The organism is Sulfuracidifex tepidarius, from assembly GCF_008326425.1.
Taxonomy (GTDB): domain Archaea; phylum Thermoproteota; class Thermoprotei_A; order Sulfolobales; family Sulfolobaceae; genus Sulfuracidifex; species Sulfuracidifex tepidarius.
The window spans coordinates 196,301-209,382 of record NZ_AP018929.1 but is presented as its reverse complement, the minus strand read 5'-3'; the positions used below and the strand labels follow the sequence as shown (position 1 = coordinate 209,382).

The following is a 13,082-nucleotide window of genomic DNA, read 5'->3' as shown; positions in this document are numbered from 1 at the left end:
TTCCATGATGAAGTCAAACTGTCTTGGACAAGACTAAGATAGTGATGATGGGGATAAAAGGCGGTGTAGGAAAGTCAACCATAGCCGTATCGCTGGGGAAGGCCCTTGCGAGAAAGCATAAGGTACTTTTGGTGGACCGCGACATTATAGGTTACGCATCAGATTTAGCCGGTATCCCTGGGGACGGTGTCCTATCTTCAATATTTAATGGAGAGGACTATTGGAGGAACATAAAGGAAATAAATTTCGGTATAGGTAAAATAACAGTTGTAAGACTTTTCAGCAAGGAAAACACTGAGGAGCTCCTGAAAAGAGTCCACAAGGATGATAAATTCAAGGAACTCTTTAGGGAAGCCTATTCCAAGATTCTGAGGAGTGACGAATACAACTACTTCATAGTGGATAACCCTCCCGCGATCGATTACTCATCTGACGTTGTAAAACACGAGGCCGAAATATTCAGTGATATATTCCCGTCAGCGAAGGTCTATAGGACTTACGTTTCTACTCCGTCAAGGTATGATATAGAAAATACAGTTAATTACATGAAAAAGATAGAAATAGAGGCACCAGTTAGAAGTGCGTACTCCTTTTTTATAGTTAATAAAGTTAGGGCAAACGTAGAGGAACTTTCCTACGTTAGATCCAAACTAGAAGACATCACCAGAAGGTTAGGTGTGATTTACGGGGTTATAGAGAAAAATGAAAACGAGCTTGAGAGCTTCTCAGGAGGGATCATCGACGTGCCTATTTTACCTCCCATAGAGCAACTCTCAAACAAGATAGTCGAGAACGATTACTCTGGTGGGCTTATACTCCCCTCTTACTCTTCCTTAGAGGACGTTGAAGGAAGGCTTATCCTAGTCTACGGAAAGGCTGATACCAAGAAGACGGATATAGTTAAAGCTCTGGTAAAAGGAAATCCGCTAATAGTGTACACTAACGAGAAAATTCTCGACAAGTTCGAAAAGTATAGGAAAATAGGAATAACTGAAGACTATAGGACGAAGAGGTTCGAGCTTAGGGATATCAAGGACGTCCTCAAGCTTGCCAGATCGCTTTCGAAGGAAATATTGAAGGTGAGGAAAGACGAGTCCACCGCAGTTTTCTACCGTGTTAATGACATATCTCCCGCATCGAATTGCTGTGAGATTGGGTCCCAACGTTACGAGTTCTGGAACGCCATTATAGGGTCGTTGATAGGCTCCTTCCAAAAGGTAATCCTCATATGCGACGAAACGAACGAAGGTGAGTGTGAAACCCTAAAACCTCTCGTTGATACGTCAATCAAAACTGATCCTAACGGTTACATGATAAATCCAGTCGAGTGATTCCATGATCAACAAAATAGTGTTCGCCCTTACATTCTTGGGAGCGGGAATCCTGACCATCCTTACCTTAGGAATCCCCTGGTTAGCGTGGTTAAACTACCTGATTTGGTTGTCCTCAGCTGTCGGAACAGTGATTTTTATTAATTTTATAATTTTATCCTTTTCAAATAAAAGAGAAGAGGTCACTTTAACTTCAGAGTCGACTAGGCTGAGAGTGGCGAGTTTCGTCACTTCTTTCAATGAGGACCCAGAGATAGTGAAAGGCACGCTAGACTCAGTTGTGAAAGCTACAAAAGGTTACGGGGACGTGTTCCTGCTAGACGATTCCACAAACGAGAGGGTCTCTAACGAACTGAAGAAATATTGCGAGTCTGTTGGAATCACATATATCCATAGGACTGACAGGAAGGGTTTCAAGGCAGGCGCAATAAACAACGCACTGAGAATGATACATGGATACGATTTAGTATCGATCTTCGACGCCGATCAGAGGCCCGTGAAAAGCTACTTTCATGATATATTGCAGTATTTCCAAGATCCTAACGTAGCCATGGTACAAGTCCCCCAAAACTACACCGAACTAGGATCCCCGGTGGCGTTGGGGTCCTACTACCAGCAAGTCCCCTTTCTCAACGTCATCATGAAAGGGAGGAACAGGAGATCAGCGTTCTCCTTAGGCTCTGGGTCGACGTTCAGGATATCAGCACTGAAGGATGTAGGATTGATGGATGAAGAGAGCATCACTGAGGACGCTGCGACATCGCTCAAGCTTTACGAGAAGGGATACCAAGTGGTTTACGTGAACGTGCCTCTTATCTGGTACGGAGAGCCTCCTAGAGACGCCGCAGCATTCGTCTCTCAACAGTCTAGGTGGGCTCTAGGATACTTTCAGTTGACGAGAAAGATATTAAAATACAGGTTGAATTTCTCTGTCTTCTTCGATTTCATAGCTGGGTTCTTCTACTGGCTCAAAGAAGGGCCTTTAACTGCGGCGGAACTCATAGCTCCAGTGATTTTCCTTTTGTCAGGCTTACCTTTTCTTGTCATAAACCCCGTGCTCTATGCTCTAGCTTATGGGTCTTACATCGTGGTTTCCATGGCTCTCTTCTTCTACTCTATGAAAGGGAGAGAGTACGGCGTCAAGGGGTTCCTCTATCACCAGTTCGTTGAATACCTCGAGTTCTTCGGGGTAACATCGTCTTTTATAGCGTGGCTGTCAAGAAGGAAAGTCCCGTTTAAGGTGACCCCCAAGGGAAGATCTGCCCTTTCCTTGAGAGTGGTCATTCCTCACATCATCGTCACAGTACTCCTCGTGATCTCTATTATTCACGGAATATACTTGGGCTTGACGTCTCGAGATGTTATTCTAAAGTATTCAATCTACGTTAACTTATTTTGGGCTTCGTATCAACTATTCTTCGTCATAGGCGCTATATTCTTTGCCTTAAAAATAGGAGAGGATAGCACAGAAAATTACATTAAAGAAAAAATTATTAAAGATTAGTTTGCTGATTAAGTGAACTTAAGAGCTAGACTCAAATTTCTAACTCTTATAAATTTTTTGTTACCTAGCTAAATTTCCATGTAATCGAGACACTAACACAACAACTATTAAGACGCAGTATTTCTACTCTGTAGAGGTTATTATCATAGCTTGGCTTAATTTATCTAAATAACCGTATCAAATTTAATTGAAAAAGTTGTACAAAACTACTAAATACATGGATGTGTACTTAACGGTTTACTTCGGAGGACAGTCTGATCCTTTTTTTCGTCTATCTGAGCGTCTCGTGGTTTCAAAAATTGGCTTCCGTTACTAGATTTCAGATCCCGTTATAGGTTGATTTGAAGCTTTCTTTATAAATTGTAATTTTAGATCTATCATTACTTTCTGTCTTTTTGTTTTTCTGTTTTTAGTATCTTATTTTAAAAACAAAATATCCTATTATACTAAATTTAGACCGAAAAGAGGGAATCTAGAGGCTCCGTCTCGGAACACGGTTGAAGTAAACTAGATCCCGAGGACGCTTTTTACTATACCATAAGAAGCTAGCGAAACTATTATAGATAAGAACGGGGAAGTTACCCATCCCTTCGCAACCTGCCTTATCTGTTTCACGACGTCTTTGGTCATAGCCCTCAAGCTCAAGCCTATTATTCCTCCCAGGATAGTTTGAGTTATCGAAATAGGTATGCCTAGGACAGTGAAGACTTGGTTAACGATGTTGCTTCCTATGATCGAGGAAGACGCTCCAACATAACCCAGCTTAGTGAGCCTGAAACCAACAGTAATTGCTGTCTTCTTGGAGAAGAATATCCCAAGGGAAGCAGCTATAGAATACGAGAAGACCACGATGACCAGAGGTGCTGACAATAGCCCTGCTGAGATGATTATTCCTACCGCGTTAGCTCCAACAACGAAGGAAGTGAATGCTGAGGAAACCATTATCATGTAACGATAGACCTTCATTTGCCTGCTTAAATTCTTCTCTCCTTTCACCCTGGACTTCATGAACCTGTACATGAGTAACGAAGTAACTATGGCAACGATAGGAGAGATGATCCAAGAGGACACGGTGAACCAGAACTTAAACCAGTTGAACAGAATCTCTCCCTTTGATACCAAGACCAGTATCGCTAATGAAGGGTAAATCATCTGGCTCAAAGAGGAAGGCACTCCTACTCTATTCAGATAATAGAACGAGAAAATTGAAGAGAAGAGGACAGAGAAAACCGACGCTTCGACATACTCCTTTTCTCCCTGTACTATGGAGAAAATGCTCCCATACATCGTCACGCTTCCAAGGGACGCACCTAGAAACATAGCTACAGTATTAATGATGTAAGAGCTCTTTCTCCTAGCAGCATTAGTTGCAAACAACACTCCCAACGAAGTCGCGTTATTGTTTCCACTTACTACGAAGGATGCTACCAGACCTATTGTGAACAGGAGCAAATCAAGTATTGATTGACCGTTCATTCTGCTTCAGATACCTAAGATAAGCTTCTATCGCGTCCCTTATAAGATCGCTTCGATTCGTGTAGTTTAGGCTCTTCACGACCTTATCTATCTCGTTTATAAATGAATCTTCAAGCTTGAAAGACACAGTCACAGTTCCCGTGACGTCTATAAGGTAGGTTGTTTCATTCAATTTGCGAATCTCTTCCATGGCTATCTTAAGATATACGGGGTTGACATACATAAACCTTCCGACGCTAAACCGTCATCATAGTTTATATAGACTTATAAGGATTTTTGTGAAGCGTAAGAGACGTCAGATTTAAAGTTTTCCTAACTACCGTTTAAAAATCTAGAATTAATATGAGCCGGAGTGCTTTTAAGCTGAACCGTAAGAAGAATATATGATTTCATGGAGTACACTTTTCTTGATATAGAACAGCTTCAATTTCCCGAAGCCAAAACGATACTCAAGAAGAGGGGGATTACTAAGCTTAATCCACCTCAAACAGAGGCTATAAGGAAAGGTCTCTTGGACGGGAAGAGACTCGTAATAGCGTCACCTACTGCCTCCGGGAAAACATTGATAGCAGAACTTGGTGCGATAAGCCACCTCAAGAAGGAAGGAGGAAAGGTAATTTACGTTACTCCGCTCAGGGCTTTGACCACAGAGAAGTACTCCACCTTCAAGGAGTGGGAGCCTTTAGGTTTCAGAGTAGGGATGACCTCAGGAGAGTACGACAGTGAAGACAATTACCTGAAGAACTACGACATCATAGTCACAACATATGAGAAACTTGACTCGCTTTGGAGACACAGACCTGGGTGGCTTGAAGAGGTTAATTACTTCATCCTCGATGAGCTTCATTACCTGAACGACCCGTCAAGGGGCCCGGTGGTGGAGAGCGTGGCTGTTAGAGCAAAGAGGAGAGGGCTCTTAGCTCTCAGTGCAACTATATCAAACTACCAAGAGATATCTAGGTGGCTCCACGCAGAGTATGTGAGCACGTCGTGGAGACCCGTTAAGCTGGTAGAGGGAGTCATGTATCCGTCAGGCAAGAGTTACTTGGTCACCTTTAAGGACGGGACTACTAAGAGGGTCAAAGGAGACGATCCGATAGAGGCTTACACTCTGGACAGCATCTCCAGGGGAGGGCAAGTCCTAGTGTTCAGAAATTCGAGGAGGTATGCCGAGGGGACTGCGAAGTCGTTGTCAGGTAAATTCAAGGAAACCCAGGAGCTCCTTGAACTCTCTAAGGAGATAGAGGAAGTAGAAGACGCAGGCGCTACAGAGAGGGAAAACCTCTCCCTTCTGGTGAGGAGAGGTGTAGCTTATCATCACGCGGGTCTCTCGAGGGGACTGAGAGAGATCATAGAGAGGGGGTTCAAGGAAAGGAAAATAAAGGTGATAGTGGCAACACCTACTTTGGCAGCCGGTGTTAACTTGCCCGCTAGGACAGTAATAGTGGGGGACGTGTTCAGGTATAACAGGAAAGTGACCGGGTTTAGGGAAGAGATACCGGTCATGGAGTATAAGCAGATGAGTGGGAGGGCAGGAAGACCTGGCTTCGACTCTGAGGGTGAATCCATCATTGTCTTGAGGGATAAGAGGAACTTCGAAAAAATCTTCGAGAAGTATCTGACGTCCGATGTGGAGCCGATAGAGTCTAAACTCGGTGCTGAGAACGCATTTTACTCCTTCCTCTTAGGCACACTTTCAGCTGACGGAGAGATGACGAGAAACGCGTTGAGGACTTACGTGGAGGAGACACTCCTGAGTGACGAGATGATAGATTCCCATTTCGACAAAGGAGTTGAGTGGCTGAAGGACCACGAGTTCATAATCGAGGAAGACACTGTCAAGCTAACTCAGTTTGGAAAGAAAGTCGCGGACATATACGTGAACCCGTTCACCGCTGTTACGGTAAAGGACTCATTAAAAGGGAAGGCTCCTTCATGCGATTTAGCTTACCTTCACATGTTAGCTTATACCCCTGACGCACCGATAGTTGGGACCTCAAACATGGACGAGTCACTCCTTTACGATGTGGACTGCAAGATGTTTATTGACGAACCCTTCGACGAGTTGGAAATGTCGCTGTACCTCTCTGCAATGAAAATAGCGTTCATCATCCACGACTGGATAGAGGAAGTGGACGAGGACACAATCCTGTCCAGATACGGCATAGGGTCAGGAGATCTGAGAAACATGGTGGAGTCAATGGATTGGCTAACGTACAGCGGATACATGATAGCGCAGGTGATGAAAGAGGAAACGCATGAGGAATCTCTGAGGAGGTTGAACACGAGAGTCAAGGACGGAGTTAAAGAGGAGTTGGTAGAATTAGTCCAGATTCCTGGTATAGGAAGAAAAAGGGCAAGACAGCTTTGGAATGAAGATATTCGCAGTTTAGCTGACGTGGTCATGGAACCAGAAAAAGTTAAGCGTATCCTAGGCGAAAAATTGGGAGAGAGGACAGTCCATGAGGCTGCAAGAATACTTGGAAAAGGTAATCATGGCGAAGAAAGGGGATACGATTACATTCCATGACGACGAGGACGTACTTAAAGCTTTAGCTTTATTACTAGAGTCGTTAGGGGAAAAACCGCTCCTTGAGAAGAATACACTAACGTTAGTTAAGTCTAATTAACACTGAGGGGATCATCTGTAGACGTCAAGCAAGAACAGTGAACTACCCAGCTCACTCTGGTCTTCTCCCCCAATACCCCCGTTAAAAAGGAAATGAAGTACAACATAGTTCTCTGAACTAAAAATAGAGAGAAACTCCTACAACTCAGATAAAGAGGAGGAGAAGAAAATTTGTTTTTTTTTAAAAAAAACACTAGTTAGAGAGGAATATTTCCATGCTTCTTAGGATATCTGTATTCTCTCTTGTTCTTTAGCATTGAAAGTGCACTCATTATCACTTTCCTAGTGTCCTTAGGCTCTATCACGTCGTCTATCAAGCCTTTCTTCGCTGCCCAGTACGGGTTGGCGAAAAGTTTCTTGTATTCTGCTATCCTCTGCTTTAGGACGTCGTCAGGATTAGACGCTGACTGGAGCTCTTTCCTGTAAAGTATCCTTACAGCACCCTCAGGACCAGTGACTGCTATCTCTGCTGAAGGCCATGCGTAAATGACGTCTGCACCTAGGCTCTTTATGCTCATGGCTATGTGGGCTCCTCCGTAAGACCTTCTGACAACTACTGTTACCTTAGGCACGGTAGCCTCTGCAAACGCGTAAAGCATTTTCGCTCCATGTCTTATGATCCCTCTATATTCCTGGTCAGTACCCGGCACGTACCCGGGGGTATCAACTATGCTAACGAGTGGTATGTTGAAGGCATCACAGAACCTTATGAATCTAGCTGCCTTATCGGACGCATCTATATCTATTGCTCCGCTAGCGTAGGCCGAGTTGTTTGCAACGATCCCTACTACGTTACCTGCCACCCTGGCGAACCCTACAGTCATGTTCTGTGCCCAATGCTTGTGGACCTCAAGGAACTCTCCGTTGTCAACCACAGCGTAAAGTAGATCCCTAATGTCAAAGGTCTTAGCGGGGTCTGTCGGAACTATACTCTCAGCGTCCTTGACCTCCCTGTCATTAGTATCACCCGTGTCCATGAAGGGAGGTTCCTCCATGTTATTTGACGGTAAGTAAGAGAGGAGTCTCTTAGCCGTGTTCAAAGCTTCCTGCTCGCTGTCTACCATGAAGTGAACTACTCCAGACTTACTTGCGTGGACTACTGCACCTCCCAGGTCCTGCATACTAACGTCTTCTCCCAAGACGACCTTGGTTATTTCAGGTCCGGTGACGAACATGTAGTAGCTTTCTCCTTTGACCATGATGAGGAAATCAGTCAAAGCAGGAGAGTACACTGCACCTCCAGCTGCAGGCCCTGCCATGATCGTTATTTGAGGAATCACTCCAGATGCCATGACGTTATTCTTGAAGACCACACCATACCCTTCTAGTGATGCCGCCCCTTCCTGAATTCTGGCACCACCGGAGTCGTTTATCCCTATGACTGGTGCGCCTACCTTCAACGCTAACTCGTATACCTTAGCTATCTTGCTCGCATGCATCTCTCCGAGAGTTCCTCCGATAGAGGTAAAGTCCTGGGAGTAAACGAAAGCAGTCCTTCCGTCAATCTTTCCCCATCCCGTTACCACACCGTCACCGTAGTATTCGGTTTTGTCGAGGCCGAACTCAGTGCTCTGGGTCTTCGCAAGAGTCATGACCTCACTGAACGTCCCTTCGTCGAAGAGAAGTGCTATCCTCTCCCTAGCTGTCATCTTCCCCTTCTCATGTTGTGCCTTTATCTTGTCCTCTCCTCCTCCTGCCATCGCTTTACCTTTTATGTTTCTCATTTCCTCGATGAGCTTATCCATAGGTGGTTTTTCAAATGAAATATGACATCCCCGATAGAGAATGAATACAGTTGCTTAAAAACTTTATATCCGTTATATCTTATTAATTCTTCATTGAAGATGAAATTTTCTTAAAAATAATTAATAGAGACGTATCCTGAATCGCGTTAAAGTTAATACATTAGAAAACCGATAACTTCTATCCCGTGTGATGACGAATCCGGGAACCGATCTGTGAAGACAAATTCGAACGCTGAGTGCAAATATTGAAAAGTAAAAGCTTTTTAAACTAGACTAAACATTCTAAAATGACATGCCACCATTTGGAAAAGTTCTAGTTTCAAATAGAGGAGAGATTGCAGTAAGGGTAATGAAGGCAATAAAAGAGATGGGAATGAAAGTTGTAGCAGTATACTCAGAGGCAGACAAATACGCTGTTCACGTGAAATACGCTGACGAAGCCTATTACATAGGCCCGTCTCCGTCTATCGAGAGTTATCTGAACATTCAAAGGATAGTAGACGCTGCGGAGAAGGCTCACGCTGACGCTGTCCACCCGGGATACGGGTTCCTGTCGGAGAGAGCAGACTTCGCCGAAGCAGTGGAGAAAGCCGGAATGACCTTCATTGGGCCCTCGTCAGAGGTAATCAACAGAGTGAAGAGTAAGCTGGACGGAAAGAGGGTAGCAAAGGAAGCAGGAACGCCTATAGCTCCAGGGTCGGATGGACCAGTAGGTTCGCTAGATGAAGCACTGAAGTTAGCTGAGAAAATAGGATATCCGGTCATGGTGAAGGCAGCCTACGGCGGTGGAGGTATAGGAATAACAAGGGCAGATAACGCAGACCAGCTCATGGATATATGGGAAAGAAATAAGAGGTTAGCAAAGGAGGCCTTCGGTAGACCTGATCTTTACATAGAGAAAGCAGCAGTGAGGCCGAGGCACATAGAGACTCAGCTCATAGGAGACAAATACGGGAGTTACGTTGTAGCTTTCGAGAGGGAATGTACAATACAGAGGAGGAACCAGAAGCTCATTGAGGAAGCTCCTTCACCTGCTCTAACATGGGAGAAGAGGCAAGAGTTCATCGATGCTTCAGTCAGGTTCGGCAAGAGAATTGGGTACTTCGCCTTAGGAACCATGGAGTTCGCTTACTCAGACGTGACCAAGGACTTGTATTTCCTGGAACTCAACAAGAGGCTTCAGGTGGAGCACGGAATTACGGAGCTGATAACGGGGATAGACCTGGTTAAACTTCAGATAAGGCTAGTTGCAGGAGAACACCTTCCATTTACCCAAGAGGAACTGAAGATCAGAGGACACGCCATAGAGTACAGGATAAACGCTGAGGACCCGTTGAACAACTTCACCGGAAGCTCAGGTTACGTAACTTATTACAAGGAACCAAACGGTCCTAACGTAAGGCTCGACAGTGGGATCGAGAGAGGGAGCTGGGTACCCCCATTCTACGACTCCCTGGTAGCTAAGTTAATGGTGTACGGCGAGAACAGAGCACGTGCCATAGAGACCGGAAGGAGAGCTCTGAGAGACCTCAAGATAGGAGGTATAAAGACAACGATACCACTCTACAAACTCATCATGGACGATGAGGACTACCAGACGGGGAACTTCACAACAGCATACATAGCAGACAAGAGTGAATTATTCGTGAAGAAGTTGAAGGAGAAGGAAATGTTGAAGACAGCGTTAGCAGCTTCAGTGTACAACAGAGGTCTAATGAGAGGCAACACTAGAACGCAAGAAGAGGGAAATGCGAAGCCTAAGTCAGCGTGGAAGACATACGGAGTGCAAGCTCAAGCAAACGCGAGGGTGATGTGGTAATGAAACTGCTCAGAGTCTACATGGACACAGGGGAAACTTACGTAGTAAGCTACGATCAAAAGGACAACAAGGACACGGTGAAGAGCGAAGAGGGAGAGATGGTAGTTGAGTTCCTGGGTAAGGGGACAAGGGAGAACGAGTACTTGTTCAAGGTAGGAGACCAAATACACAGCATAACCTTGGACGAGGGTTTCCTGATCTTAGACCAGGAGGAAGAATACAAAGTAGACAGAGTTAATGAGCTACCTGTGAAGGAAGGTCAATCAATAGAGGAGTTAATGAAAGGAAAGGAGGGAGAAGTCCTCTCACCTCTACAAGGAAGGGTAGTAGCTATAAGAGTGAAGGAAGGTGATGCGGTAACAAAAGGTCAACCTCTGCTCTCGATTGAGGCAATGAAGTCAGAAACAATGATCTCTGCTCCGATTGCCGGCGTAATAGAGAAGATAATGGTGAAACCAGGTCAGGGTGTAAAGAAGGGAGATTTACTCTTGATACTTAAGTAAAGAATTTTTTCTTTCATGTTTTATGCCTTTTTACTAATTTAGTGTTTAATAACCGTGATATTACCTGGTTTTAATTCCCTTAGCATCACCTTGAAGCAACTTCATGAAGTCAAGAGTTCCTTATATAACTTGTAAACGCGAATTGACTACCATGATCAATACAGGGGTCTCAGCAAGGAAGGAATTTCAAGTTCAAAGCTCAGATTCTGCATCGAGCGTAGCAAGTGGTGCTGTGAACGTTCTTTCAACACCATCAGTAATATCGTTCATAGAGAACGTGTCTTTTCACCTCGTTCAAAACACGCTTGAAGAGGGAAGCACAACTGTAGGTTTTCATATCGACGTTTACCATCTTTCACCTGTCCCCATAGGAGAAAAGGTGGAAGTAATATCTACTGTGGACTCTGTAAACGGAAGAAAGATAAGATTTAAGGCTGAGGTATATTGGAAGGGGAAGAAGATCGCTGAGGGGATCCACGAAAGAGTTATAGTGAACGAAAAGGAATTTTATAAGAGAATTGAAAAATAGCTCAGGAAATTTTCATGGTATTCTCCAGCCTTTTCTTAAAAAGACTAAATTAAGCTTATTTTTCTTTCCTTCCTTTTATAAAGAGAAAGGAAAACCATTAGGCCGTAACTGTTTCTTCTTTCTCCTGCCTCTGTACCTTCCTAGCACTGAAGGTATAATTCTTGAGGAATAGGGAAATGATCAGGGTGATCACCATGATGCCGACTCCGAAGAACGAGATGTAATCGAAGGCAAGAGACGACGGGACGAAGCCTAATACCATCGGCTGTCCATTCATGAGCATCACTATAGGATCCTGATAGGTCTCCATCATTGCTGTTGCTACTACAGGACCTACAGATCCACCTAGGGTTCTCAGCAGAGTGTTCATTCCCAGTCCAGTAGTTCTGTACTCGTCAGGGAGGGATAATGCCACTATGTTAACTAATGGGAGGATAACCGCTACTAAACCAATGGAAGAAACGAACCCGTCTGCCAGCAATTCAGTAGGAGTGCTTCTGAACTTCCAGAGCATCAGGTAAGATATGATCGATAGAGTGGCTCCAGCTACTATTATAGGCTTAGGACCTATCTTAGGCATTAACTTACCCATGATAGGGCCGAAGATTATCATACCCAAGGCTACTGGCGACATTATGAGTCCAGACTGTATTATGGTAAGTCCTAGCCCATAGGGAGACGGAATCTGAGCGTAGTACACCAGGAAGATGAAGACCATGAACATACCTATTCCTGAAACTAAACCAACCAGATTCGCTACTGAGAAGTTCCTTATCTTGAAAAGATCGAGTCTCAGTAAAGGTTCCTTCACTCTCCTCTCGAAGAACACGAAAGCTACGTAAAGTATCAAGCCTAGGAACAAGAAGCCGAAGTTCTCAATCGACGTCCATCCCAAGGTAGGTCCTTCAGTTACATATACTAACGTCATCACAGTTCCTGCTCCTATCAGGGACGCTCCTACGTAGTCCACCTTCTCCTTCTTCCTGTTCCCAGTGTGAGGTAAATACATCAGGGAGAGAGCGAAGAGTATCAATGAGAGAATCGCGGCAGTGTGGAAAGCATAAGGCCATCCGAGATCCTCAACAACGTAAGACCCCAAGAGAAGTCCAAGAGCCGGTCCTATTCCTATCATTGCACTCAACAGAGATTGAGCGAAGGCTACCCTTTCCCTGGGATATAAGTCCGTGATGAAGGCTATGGAGATAGGGAACATGGAGAAGCCTATGCCTTGAATCCCTCTAGCTATCAGCAGGAACCAAATGTTGGGAGAGAAACCTGCCATCGCCACAGCGAGAATGTAAAACCCTACAGCGATAGTATATATTTTCTTTTTACCGTAAGTATCAGCTAACTTTCCCATCAGAGGAGAAGCTGCAGCTGCTACAATCATGTAAGCAGAAGTTACCCAGCCTGCTAGAGTAGCGGAGATTGAGAAGTCCCTCTCGATTGTAGGTAAAGCTGGAACAACCATGGTCTCAACGTAATTCACTATAAGGAGCATAGCAGAGAGTAGAATTAACGTTCTTGTTTTCACATCCATATAAGG

The 13,082-nt window shown here is 44.5% G+C and carries 10 protein-coding genes; 6 read left to right on the top strand and 4 right to left on the bottom strand.

Features of this window, described 5'->3' with window-relative positions; translation table 11 throughout:
* The first annotated feature begins 23 nt into the window (after positions 1-23).
* Positions 24-1,331 (top strand): tyrosine-protein kinase family protein, encoded by a 1,308-nt coding sequence (locus IC007_RS01005; protein WP_054846402.1) that lies wholly within the window; start codon positions 24-26, stop codon positions 1,329-1,331.
* Between the two features lie 4 nt (positions 1,332-1,335).
* Positions 1,336-2,835 carry a glycosyltransferase family 2 protein gene (locus tag IC007_RS01000; RefSeq protein WP_149528221.1) on the top strand — a complete coding sequence of 500 codons (1,500 nt, stop codon included), beginning with the start codon at positions 1,336-1,338 and terminating at the stop codon, positions 2,833-2,835.
* 507 nt (positions 2,836-3,342) lie between these two features.
* On the opposite strand, the gene IC007_RS00995 is transcribed toward IC007_RS01000, so the two are convergent.
* Together IC007_RS00995 and IC007_RS00990 are read right to left on the bottom strand one after the other, a co-directional pair.
* Positions 3,343-4,311 carry an inorganic phosphate transporter gene (locus IC007_RS00995; protein WP_054846398.1) on the bottom strand — a complete coding sequence of 323 codons (969 nt, stop codon included), beginning with the start codon at positions 4,309-4,311 and terminating at the stop codon, positions 3,343-3,345.
* Entirely contained in the window at positions 4,289-4,501 is a 213-nt protein-coding gene (locus IC007_RS00990) for a ribbon-helix-helix domain-containing protein (RefSeq protein ID WP_084739851.1), read from the bottom strand. Before IC007_RS00990 ends, IC007_RS00995 begins: the two co-directional genes overlap by 23 nt.
* Positions 4,502-4,702: 201 nt before the next feature.
* Between IC007_RS00990 and hel308 the strand changes: the two genes are divergently transcribed.
* A complete protein-coding gene (hel308, locus tag IC007_RS00985; RefSeq protein ID WP_054846396.1) occupies positions 4,703-6,841 on the top strand; it encodes an ATP-dependent DNA helicase Hel308 in 2,139 nt (712 codons plus the stop codon).
* A 296-nt stretch (positions 6,842-7,137) separates the two neighbouring features.
* Here hel308 and IC007_RS00980 read toward each other — a convergent pair whose 3' ends face one another.
* Positions 7,138-8,685, bottom strand: coding sequence for an acyl-CoA carboxylase subunit beta (locus IC007_RS00980; protein ID WP_149528220.1), 1,548 nt, complete (start codon positions 8,683-8,685; stop codon positions 7,138-7,140).
* Between the two features lie 292 nt (positions 8,686-8,977).
* Here IC007_RS00980 and IC007_RS00975 point away from each other — a divergent pair, with 292 nt between their 5' ends.
* The 3 genes from IC007_RS00975 to IC007_RS00965 all read left to right on the top strand — a co-directional run bounded on the left by IC007_RS00975 (position 8,978) and on the right by IC007_RS00965 (position 11,536).
* On the top strand, positions 8,978-10,504 hold the full coding sequence (locus IC007_RS00975; RefSeq protein ID WP_054846395.1) for an acetyl-CoA carboxylase biotin carboxylase subunit: 1,527 nt from the start codon (positions 8,978-8,980) through the stop codon (positions 10,502-10,504).
* Positions 10,504-11,007 (top strand): biotin/lipoyl-containing protein, encoded by a 504-nt coding sequence (locus IC007_RS00970; protein ID WP_054846394.1) that lies wholly within the window; start codon positions 10,504-10,506, stop codon positions 11,005-11,007. The genes IC007_RS00975 and IC007_RS00970 overlap by 1 nt, the downstream gene beginning before the upstream one ends.
* Positions 11,008-11,110: 103 nt before the next feature.
* Positions 11,111-11,536, top strand: a complete 426-nt coding sequence (locus IC007_RS00965; RefSeq protein WP_232048957.1) for a thioesterase family protein — start codon at positions 11,111-11,113, stop codon at positions 11,534-11,536.
* 97 nt (positions 11,537-11,633) lie between these two features.
* Here the strand turns inward: IC007_RS00965 and IC007_RS00960 are convergent, their stop codons facing one another.
* Complete coding sequence (locus IC007_RS00960) at positions 11,634-13,076, bottom strand: MFS transporter (protein WP_149528219.1); 1,443 nt, start codon at positions 13,074-13,076, stop codon at positions 11,634-11,636.
* Positions 13,077-13,082 lie beyond the last annotated feature (6 nt).

Excerpts from the sequence above, each read along its gene's own strand:
- IC007_RS01000 (WP_149528221.1), top strand. The coding sequence starts at position 1,336 with ATGATCAACAAAATAGTGTTCGCCCTTACATTCTTGGGAGCGGGAATC.
- IC007_RS00995 (WP_054846398.1), bottom strand. The coding sequence starts at position 4,311 with ATGAACGGTCAATCAATACTTGATTTGCTCCTGTTCACAATAGGTCTG.
- IC007_RS00990 (WP_084739851.1), bottom strand. The coding sequence starts at position 4,501 with ATGGAAGAGATTCGCAAATTGAATGAAACAACCTACCTTATAGACGTC.
- hel308 (WP_054846396.1), top strand. The coding sequence starts at position 4,703 with ATGGAGTACACTTTTCTTGATATAGAACAGCTTCAATTTCCCGAAGCC.
- IC007_RS00980 (WP_149528220.1), bottom strand. The coding sequence starts at position 8,685 with ATGGATAAGCTCATCGAGGAAATGAGAAACATAAAAGGTAAAGCGATG.
- IC007_RS00975 (WP_054846395.1), top strand. The coding sequence starts at position 8,978 with ATGCCACCATTTGGAAAAGTTCTAGTTTCAAATAGAGGAGAGATTGCA.
- IC007_RS00970 (WP_054846394.1), top strand. The coding sequence starts at position 10,504 with ATGAAACTGCTCAGAGTCTACATGGACACAGGGGAAACTTACGTAGTA.
- IC007_RS00965 (WP_232048957.1), top strand. The coding sequence starts at position 11,111 with ATGAAGTCAAGAGTTCCTTATATAACTTGTAAACGCGAATTGACTACC.
- IC007_RS00960 (WP_149528219.1), bottom strand. The coding sequence starts at position 13,076 with ATGGATGTGAAAACAAGAACGTTAATTCTACTCTCTGCTATGCTCCTT.